The 8397-nt window shown below is 73.6% G+C and carries 9 protein-coding genes and 1 pseudogene; 5 read left to right on the top strand and 5 right to left on the bottom strand.

Going from position 1 to position 8397, the window contains the following annotated elements:
• Positions 1–133 precede the first annotated feature (133 nt).
• The 3 genes from G5C65_RS25825 to G5C65_RS25815 all read left to right on the top strand — a co-directional run bounded on the left by G5C65_RS25825 (position 134) and on the right by G5C65_RS25815 (position 3967).
• A complete protein-coding gene (locus G5C65_RS25825; RefSeq protein WP_165301333.1) occupies positions 134–937 on the top strand; it encodes an SDR family NAD(P)-dependent oxidoreductase in 804 nt (267 codons plus the stop codon).
• A gap of 110 nt (positions 938–1047) precedes the next feature.
• Complete coding sequence (locus tag G5C65_RS25820; RefSeq protein ID WP_165301332.1) at positions 1048–2178, top strand: LLM class flavin-dependent oxidoreductase; 1131 nt, start codon at positions 1048–1050, stop codon at positions 2176–2178.
• Positions 2171–3967, top strand: coding sequence for an N-acyl-D-amino-acid deacylase family protein (locus tag G5C65_RS25815; protein ID WP_165301331.1), 1797 nt, complete (start codon positions 2171–2173; stop codon positions 3965–3967). Before G5C65_RS25820 ends, G5C65_RS25815 begins: the two co-directional genes overlap by 8 nt.
• 65 nt (positions 3968–4032) lie before the next feature.
• On the opposite strand, the gene G5C65_RS25810 is transcribed toward G5C65_RS25815, so the two are convergent.
• From G5C65_RS25810 to G5C65_RS25795, 4 genes and pseudogenes are all read right to left on the bottom strand, one after another.
• Positions 4033–4458 (bottom strand): MmpS family transport accessory protein, encoded by a 426-nt coding sequence (locus G5C65_RS25810; protein WP_165301330.1) that lies wholly within the window; start codon positions 4456–4458, stop codon positions 4033–4035.
• Positions 4459–4581: 123 nt separating this feature from the next.
• The gene (locus G5C65_RS25805; protein ID WP_165301329.1) at positions 4582–5088 is read right to left on the bottom strand and encodes a DUF6624 domain-containing protein; all 507 of its coding nucleotides are present in this window, start codon (positions 5086–5088) and stop codon (positions 4582–4584) included.
• Positions 5089–5201: 113 nt separating this feature from the next.
• A complete protein-coding gene (locus G5C65_RS25800; RefSeq protein ID WP_165301328.1) occupies positions 5202–5921 on the bottom strand; it encodes a haloacid dehalogenase type II in 720 nt (239 codons plus the stop codon).
• A 60-nt stretch (positions 5922–5981) separates the two neighbouring features.
• Positions 5982–6738, bottom strand: a pseudogene (locus G5C65_RS25795) (LLM class flavin-dependent oxidoreductase).
• Positions 6739–6865: 127 nt separating this feature from the next.
• Here G5C65_RS25795 and G5C65_RS25790 point away from each other — a divergent pair.
• Positions 6866–7477 (top strand): TetR/AcrR family transcriptional regulator, encoded by a 612-nt coding sequence (locus G5C65_RS25790; RefSeq protein WP_165301327.1) that lies wholly within the window; start codon positions 6866–6868, stop codon positions 7475–7477.
• Positions 7478–7497: 20 nt separating this feature from the next.
• The gene (locus G5C65_RS25785; RefSeq protein WP_206442271.1) at positions 7498–7773 is read left to right on the top strand and encodes a DUF1876 domain-containing protein; all 276 of its coding nucleotides are present in this window, start codon (positions 7498–7500) and stop codon (positions 7771–7773) included.
• A 73-nt stretch (positions 7774–7846) separates the two neighbouring features.
• Here the strand turns inward: G5C65_RS25785 and G5C65_RS25780 are convergent.
• Positions 7847–8397 (bottom strand): NAD(P)/FAD-dependent oxidoreductase (locus G5C65_RS25780; RefSeq protein ID WP_165301325.1); only part of this gene is annotated, 551 nt, incomplete at its 5' end.

Here is an 8397-nt window from a genome sequence, read left to right as displayed (position 1 = left end):
GGGAGCAGAGGGGGACGTGATGCCGCCGTTCGGGTCCGCCCCATTGCGCCGTGCGCGCCGGCGCGCGACGAATGGGAGGTCGCGCCCCGACGGTGCGGCGTGCCCTCAGGCGCGACGAACGGGAGGCAGACCGATGGGCAAGCTGGACGGACGGGTCGTCATCATCACCGGTGCCGCGCGGGGCCAGGGCGAGCACGCGGCCCGACTCTTCGCCGCCGAGGGCGCCGCGGTGGTGCTGGGCGACGTACTGGACGAGCAGGGCGAGGCCGTCGCCAAGGACATCCGGGAGGACACCGGCGCGGAGCGGGCCCTGTACGTCCCTCTCGACGTGCGGGGCGAGGACGACTGGACGCGCGCCGTGCGCGCCGCCAAGGAGCGGTTCGGGCATGTCGACGGCCTGGTCAACAACGCGGGGGTGCTGCGCTTCGGCGAGCTGGCCCGCACCAGCCTCGCGGAGTACCGGGAGGTCGTCGACGTCAACCAGATCGGCTGCTTCCTGGGGATGCGTGCCGTCGTGCCGGAGCTGGAGGCGTGTGGCGGCGGGACGATCGTGAACACCTCTTCGTACGCGGCGCTCTCCGGCATGGCGTACATCACCGCGTACGCGGCGACCAAGGCGGCGATCCTCGGGATGACCCGGGTGGCGTCCATGGAACTGGCGGGCGAGGGGATCCGGGTCAACGCCATCTGTCCGGGCGCCATCGACACCCCGATGGTCCGGCCGCCGAGCGCCGATGGGAGCGGGTTCGCGGACGAGCGCGGCTCGACGGAGGAGTTGGACGCGTTCTACTCCAAGCTGGTGCCGCAGGGGCGGCTCGGGCGGCCGGAGGAGGTGGCGCGGCTGGCGCTGTTCCTGACCTGCGAGGACTCGTCGTACATCAGCGGGCAGCCGTTCGTCATCGACGGCGGGTGGCTCGCCGGGGTGCAGATGGTCTGAGCGGCGGGGCCGTCTGATCGTCCGCCGTCCCTTGACGCTCCCGGCCCCCGGTGCCAGAGTGCGAGATGCCAGAGAATCTGACGGACCGTCAGAAAGAGGGGTGAGGCACCGTGGAATTCGGACTCTTCGTTCAGGGATATGTGCCCGCGGCGCGGGCCCGGACCGATCCGCGGGCCGAGCACAACGCGCTGGTCGAGGAGACCGAGTACGTCATCCAGGCCGACCGGTCGGGGTTCAAGTACGCCTGGGCCTCCGAGCACCACTTCCTGGAGGAGTACTCCCACCTCTCCGCCAACGACGTCTTCCTCGGCTATCTCGCCCACGCCACCGAGCGCATCCACCTCGGCTCCGGCATCTTCAACCCGCTGCCCACCGTCAACCACCCGGTGAAGGTCGCGGAGAAGGTGGCGATGCTCGACCACCTCTCCGGCGGGCGCTTCGAGTTCGGCAGCGGGCGCGGCGCCGGCAGCCACGAGATCCTCGGCTTCCTCCCGGGTATCACGGATATGAACCACACCAAGGAGATCTGGGAAGAGACCATCGCCGAGTTCCCGAAGATGTGGCTCCAGGACGAGTACGAGGGCTTCCAGGGCACCCACTGGTCACTGCCGCCGCGCAGGGTGCTGCCCAAGCCGTACGGCGGCTCGCACCCGGCGATGTGGTACGCGGCGGGCTCCCCCTCCTCGTACGCGATGGCCGCGAAGAAGGGCCTGGGGGTGCTGGGGTTCAGCGTGCAGAAGGTCTCCGACATGGAGTGGGTGGTCGAGTCGTACAAGGGCGCCGTGCGGGACGCCGAGCCGATCGCGGACTACGTCAACGACAACGTGATGGTCACCTCCACCGCGATCTGCGCCGAGACCAGCGAGAAGGCGAAGCGGATCGCGGTGGGCGCCGGGCTGAACTACCTGCAGTCGCTGCTCTTCCGCTACCACGACACCTTCCCCCGCCCCCGGGGCATCCCCGAGTGGCCGGAGCTGATACCGGAGTACACCGAGGAGGTCGTGGAGCTGCTGATCGCCGAGGAACTGATGATCTGCGGCAATCCGGAGGAGGTGCTGCGGCAGTGCAAGCGGTGGGAGCAGGCCGGTGCCGACCAGCTCTCCTTCGGGCTGCCCGTCGGCATCCCCTACGAGGACACCATGAACACGATCCGGCTCATCGGTGAGCATGTCATCCCGCAGATCGACACCGATCCGGTGCACCGGACGACCCGGTTCCGTCAGGCGGCCGCCCATGCTTGACCAGCTCATCGAGAACGCCACTGTCGTCGACGGCACCGGCGCGCCGGCGTACGCCGCGGACGTGGGGATCCGCGACGGGCGCATCGCCGCCCTCGTCCGCCGCGCCCCGGGCGCCCCAGCCGACCGCGCGCCTGACCGTGCGCCCGACCGCGCGCCCGGCGACGCGCCCCGCGACCGGGCCCGTACGTACGTGGACGGCACCGGCCTCGTCCTGGCGCCCGGCTTCGTCGACCCGCACACCCACTACGACGCGCAGCTCTTCTGGGACCCCTACGCCACCCCCTCGATGCAGCACGGCGTCACCACCGTCGCGGGCGGCAACTGCGGCTTCACGCTCGCACCGCTCCACCCCGAACGCCCCGGGGACGCCGACTACACCCGGCGGATGATGGCGCGTGTCGAGGGCATGTCACTGGTGGCGCTGGAGGAGGGGGCGCCCTGGAGCTGGCACTCCTTCGGGGACTACCTGGACGCGCTGGAGGGCCGCACGGCCGTCAACGCGGGCTTCATGGTGGGCCACTGCGCACTGCGGCGCTACGTCATGGGCCCGGACGCGATCGGCGGCCGGCCCGGCGCCGACCAGCTCGACGCCATGCTGCGGCTCTTCCACGAGGCCATGGAAGCGGGCGCCTGGGGGCTGTCCACCACCCAGTCCGGCACCCACGCGGACGGCGACGGGCAGCCCGTCGCGTCCCGGCACGCCGGGCCCGAGGAACTGCTGGCGCTCTCCCGCGCCGTCGGCGAGCACCAGGGGACGCAGATCGAGGCGATCGTCGCCGGCTGCCTGGACCGGTTCAGCGACGACGAGATCGACCTGCTCGTGCGGATGTCGGCCGCCGCCGGGCGCCCGCTCAACTGGAACGTGCTGACGATCGACGCCGCCGTCCCCGAGCGCGTGCCGCGCCAGCTCGCGCCGAGCGAGCGGGCCCGGCAGGCGGGCGGCCGGGTCGTGGCCCTCACCATGCCGATCCTCACCCCGATGAACATGTCACTGGGCACCTTCTGCGCGCTGAACCTGATCCCCGGGTGGGGCGACGTGCTCGGCCTGCCGGTCCCCGAGCGGATCGCCAGGCTGCGCGACGCGGACGTACGCGCCCAGCTGCTGCGGCGGGCCGGCAGCGAGGAGGCGGGCGTCTTCCGCCGCCTGGCGCACTTCGACCGCTACGTCATCGGGGACACCTACGCGCCCGCGAACGAGGGGCTCACCGGGCGGGTCGTGCGGGACATCGCCGCCGAGCGCGGCATGGAGCCGTTCGCCTGCCTGGTCGACATCTGCGCGAACGACGACCTGCGCACCGTCCTGTGGCCGATGCCGAGCGACAACGACCCGGCCAGCTGGGAGCTGCGCCGCGAGACCTGGCAGCACGAGGACGTGCTGCTCGGCGGCTCCGACGCGGGCGCCCACCTGGACCGGATGTGCGGCGCCCCCTACACCACGCGCTTCCTCGGGGACTGTCTGCGGAGGCGGAAGCTGGTGGGCCTGGAGCAGGCGGTGCGGATGCTCACCGACGACCCCGCGCGGCTGCTCGGGCTGCGCGAGCGCGGCCGGATCGCGGAAGGCTGGCACGCCGACCTCGTCCTCTTCGACCCCGAGCGGATCGACGCGGGCAGCGCCGTCCTGGTGCACGATCTGCCGGGCGACAGCCCGCGGCTGGACTCGCGGGCCGAGGGGGTGGTGGGCGTCTGGGTCAACGGGGTGCGGACAGTGCGCGAGGACGCCCTCACCGGCGCCGTCCCGGGCACCGTGCTGCGGTCGGGGCGCGACACGGAGACCGTCGGCACCCGCTGACGCAGGGCGACATGGCGACGTGCGGTCCGACAACGGCCCCGTGCCCGTTGTCGGACCCCGGGCGGTCAGATGGTCGTGCTGCAGTGCGAGACGAGCGTCTTCCCCGGCTTCGCCCTGGCGACCTTCTCCTTCCGCACCTTTCCGTCCACGACGACCTGGCAGCCGATCTCCGACTTGGCGTCGATGGACGCGGCCTGCATGTTGATCATGCGGCCGGGCCTCGAGGTGAACGTCTTCGACCAGGGCGTCTTGATCCGGTCCAGATCCAGATCCTCGCGGTCGATACCGGTGCCCAGGATGCCGGGGACGTAGACGCTCGCGGGAGAGTCGCCGGTGACCTTGATCTCGACGGTCACCGAGTCCTTCTCCCGGGCCGGGCCGCCTGCCTTCGAGGACGTCCCTTCACTGTCCCCGCTGTCATCCGAACAGCCCGCGAGCAGCAGTGATGACGCGACGGCCAGTGCGGCCGCCGCGGCCTTGTGAGTACGCATGGCCGGGATCGTGACACGCGTAGACCGGCGCGGGCAGCCCGTTCCGGAACCTTTCCCGCAGAACATTCGCACTGGCCATCGGATCACCACGCGACCACGCGACCACGCGACCCCAACCACCGCTCAGCCGCCGCGCATTCGGCGGTCGTAGACGGCGTGCGGCTCCAGGCCCACGGCGGCGCGGCGCTCGTCCAGCCGCTCCGGGTCCTCGATCGGGTGCGGGCGCACCCGCGTGCTGTCCGGGTCCCCGGCGTACTGGGTGCCGTACAGCTGCGGCTGGCCGGCGTTGACGCGGACACGGTCCGTCAGCAGCGCCTGGTGCTCGGGAAGGGCCTCCCCGGCGGCCACGGCGGCCGTCAGCAGCCGCAGGGCCTCCTCCTGGAAGCCGGGGTCGGCGTCGGCGTGCTGGGCCAGCAGCCACGCGTGGGTCGCGCCCTCCCGGCCGACATCGGCCAGCCGGGGCCAGCCGCCCGCCGCCACGGCGGACTTGAGCCAGGCGGTGTTCTCCGCGTCGACGCGGTCCATCGCCGGCCAGTCCCGCGCGCCGCGCGCCGCCTGGTCGGCCGCGAAGCGGCGGCGGAGCTCGGCGGCGAGCGCCTGGGCCGGATGCGGGGCGGGAGCGCCGTCCATGCACCTAGCCTGCCCCTGGTTGCGCTTCGCAGTCTGCGGGTGCGTCGTATCTGGGCGCGCAGTTCCCCGCGCCGTTCCCCGCGCCCCTGCCGGGGCCCGGTCTTGCGCTGCGCTCAGCGGGTCAGTGCGTCCGCCAGCGACGGCAGGTCGTCCACCACCAGGTCCACCCCCTCCGGGGGCGGCGGCGCGGCGGCGTCCGGGCCCCACTCCCGGGCGCGCGGCAGGTAGGCGGTGCGCAGCCCGGAGCGCGCCGCGGCCGTCAGGTCGTCCGGGTGGCAGGCCACCATCAGCAGCCGGTGCGGGGGCACCTGGAGCAGTTCGGCCGCCTTGCGGTAGACCCGGGCGTCCGGCTTGTAGGAACCGGCCAGCTCGGCGGAGAGGATGGCGTCGAGGCGGAGGCCGGCCCGCTTGGTGAGGCGGGTCAGCAGCCCCACGCCGCCGTTGGAGAGCGTGGCCGTCAGGACTGTGGAGGCGCGCAGCCGCTCCAGGCCCGGCGGGACGTCGGGCCACGGGCGCAGCCGGTGCCAGGCGCGGACCAGCCCGTCGCGCTCGGCCCCGGACAGCGCCTCCAGGCCGCGTTCGGCCAGCACCTCGTCCAGCATCAGCCGGTGCAGCGCGTCCAGCGGGCGGTACGGGAGCTCCCCGTCGACGACCCGGCGCAGATACACCGGGTACGCGCGGCGCCAGTCGTCCGCGACGGACGGCCAGTCGGCCGTCAGCTCCGCGCGCTCGCCCGCAGCCGCCAGCTCGGCGGTCACACTGGTGCGCCAGTCGGTCAGTGTGCCGAAGACGTCGAAGACCGCCGCCTCGATGCCGTCGATGTCACCGCGCATGCTTGCCCGCACCACCCTTTCGTCCGGCCCTTTGCCCGGCCGGACCGGACTCCGGCATCCTCACCCGGACAGCAGCGCGGGCGCCAGCTCCCGCCAGGCCCGGTCCGGGAGACCGGCCGGATCGGGCGTCAGAGCCTGGACGCAGACATGGTCGGCGCCCGCGTCCAGGTGGTCGCGTACGCGCCGCCGGATCGCCCCCGCGTCCCCGTACGCCACGATCGCGTCGACCAGGCGGCGGCTCGGACGGCCGTCCGCCAGGTCGGCGTCGTCGAAGCCCTGCTGCCGGAGGTTCGCGACCTGGTGCGGCGCCCGGAGGTACGCGGCCACATGGGCGGTGGCCACCTCGCGGGCCCGCGCCCGGTCGGTGTCGAGCACCACCGCCTGTTCGACGGCGAGCATCGCGCCCTCGCCCATCGTCGCGCGCGCCCGCGCGGTGTGGTCGACGGGAACGAAGTACGGGTGGGCGCCCCAGGTCCGCTCCGCCGCCAGGGCGAGCATCCTCGGGCCGAGCGCGGCCAGCAGGCGGTGCGGGGCCGGGTCGGGCACCGGGCCGTGGCGGGGGACGCGACCGGGTCCCGCAGGGCGATGTTCGCGATGCCGGAGGCCACGCGGAGGCGGCGGGTGGCCTCAGCCGCAGCCACGCCTGGCCGACCGCGTCGCGGCCGAACGCCTCGCCGTACCAGAGCGTGCCGTAGCCCAGCTCCTCGATCTCCGCCGCCGCCTCCCTGACCCGTCCGGCGGGCTGCGCTTCGAAGGCGAGGGTCCAGATGCCGATTCGGCTCAGCTCCGGGTGAGCGTCGTGTCCCTGTTCCGTTATGCGCCTCGGTCCTCCGTCGTATGCCAGCGGGGCAGCACAGCACGTACTGTGAGCCGGAGAAGTTCTCCGGTTGGATCCGCTACGGCACGGAGAACTTCTCCGCTTGGCCAGCCCGTAAGGAGCCCCCATGGCGACCGGACAGCGCGCGGACGCCCGCGCCAGCAGGGAGCGGCTGCTGGCCGCCGCACGGGAGGTGTTCGCGGAGTCCGGGCCCGACGCCTCCCTCAACGAGGTGGCCAAGCGGGCCGGGGTCGGCCCTGGCACCCTCTACCGGCACTTCCCGCGCCGCCAGGCCCTGCTCGCGGCGCTGCTCCAGGACCGCGTCGAGAAGCTGCGCACACTGGCCGGCGCGCTGAGCGCCCCGGACGCCGACCCCGACGACGCGCTGGCCCGCTGGCTGCACGCCTTCCTGGCGCACGCCCGCGTCAACCAGGGCCTGGGCGGCACCCTGCTCACCGAGGAGCCCTCGCTCGCCGAGGAGCTGGAGGCCCTGGGGCTCGACTGCCACCGGACCATCCGGGACGCCGCGGCCCGGCTGCTCGACCGTGCCCAGCGGCACGGCACGGCCCGCGCCGACCTGTCCGCCGGGGACGTCGTCCAACTCGTCGCCGGTATCGCGCTGTCCACGGCGCGCACCGGCGAGCCGGACCGCTCGGAGCGGCTGCTCGGGCTGGTTCTCGACGCCGTGTGGTGCACACCGCGCGCCGCGGGCGCACCCTGGAAGCAGCGGCTCCCGTAGTCGTTCAGGAGGTGATCGTCATGTTGGAGACCGCGGTGGGCTGGCACGTCGAGTTGAAGTTCGAGGAGGACGCGCACCGCACGCGCGCCGTCGCGCTCGTACGGCTTCCCGACGGGAGCGAGGTGCGGTCGCACGGCTATGCCCGGAGGCACCCCGTCGACCCGAACCAGCCACGGGTGGGAGAGGAGATCGCGGGTGCGCGGGCCCTGAACGAGCTGACCATGCGGCTGCTCACCAAGGCGCACGACGAGATCGACGCCGAGTCCGGGCGCACGTCGCGCCCCCTCACCTCGTGAAACCCCGGGGGACCCGGGGGACCCGAGGGACCCGAGGGCCCAGGAGCCCCGGGGGAACCGCCGCCGGGTCCCCTCACCCGACGGGCTGAGCTGTCCCGCGCGGCCGCGCGCCGCGCGGAGAGAGGAGGGGCAGCAGGCGCGGGCGGGACTGCATCGCCAGCGCCGCGCGCACGATCACGTCCTTGTACAGCGCGGCGAGCCGCCCGGTGAGGACGGTCTCGCGCGGGGTGTCGTCCGCCCGTACGAACTGCACGAGCGCGTCCTTGCGGCCCAGGCTCACGCACTGGTTGACATAGCGGAAGCGCATCGGTTCCGGCTCCCGGCCCGCCAGCCGCGCGGCGACGGCCCCGGCGACATGTCCGGCGGCGGGCAGGCCCGTCGCGCACGCCATACGAAGCTCCCGCGCGGCGCCGTCAGTGGCCTCGCCGGGGAAGCGCACGGCCGCCGCGTCCCCGATGCCGTACACCTCCGGGTGCGAGAGCGAGCGCAGCGTCGGGTCGACCCGCAGCTTGCCGTGCACGTCCACCGCGAAGCCCGCCTCGCGCGCCGCCTCGGGCACGCCGAAGCCCGTCGTCCACACCACCGTGCCGGCCGGTACGCACACACTGTGCCCGCCCCTGTCTC

Source organism: Streptomyces boncukensis (assembly GCF_011045075.1).
Classification (GTDB): Bacteria; Actinomycetota; Actinomycetes; order Streptomycetales; family Streptomycetaceae; genus Streptomyces; species Streptomyces boncukensis.
The sequence above is the reverse complement of the archived record's forward strand: the minus strand, read 5'-3'. Positions and strand labels throughout refer to the sequence as shown.

Excerpts from the sequence above, each read along its gene's own strand:
- G5C65_RS25825 (WP_165301333.1), top strand. The coding sequence starts at position 134 with ATGGGCAAGCTGGACGGACGGGTCGTCATCATCACCGGTGCCGCGCGG.
- G5C65_RS25815 (WP_165301331.1), top strand. The coding sequence starts at position 2,171 with ATGCTTGACCAGCTCATCGAGAACGCCACTGTCGTCGACGGCACCGGC.
- G5C65_RS25810 (WP_165301330.1), bottom strand. The coding sequence starts at position 4,458 with ATGCGTACTCACAAGGCCGCGGCGGCCGCACTGGCCGTCGCGTCATCA.
- G5C65_RS25805 (WP_165301329.1), bottom strand. The coding sequence starts at position 5,088 with ATGGACGGCGCTCCCGCCCCGCATCCGGCCCAGGCGCTCGCCGCCGAG.
- G5C65_RS25800 (WP_165301328.1), bottom strand. The coding sequence starts at position 5,921 with ATGCGCGGTGACATCGACGGCATCGAGGCGGCGGTCTTCGACGTCTTC.
- G5C65_RS25790 (WP_165301327.1), top strand. The coding sequence starts at position 6,866 with ATGGCGACCGGACAGCGCGCGGACGCCCGCGCCAGCAGGGAGCGGCTG.
- G5C65_RS25785 (WP_206442271.1), top strand. The coding sequence starts at position 7,498 with ATGTTGGAGACCGCGGTGGGCTGGCACGTCGAGTTGAAGTTCGAGGAG.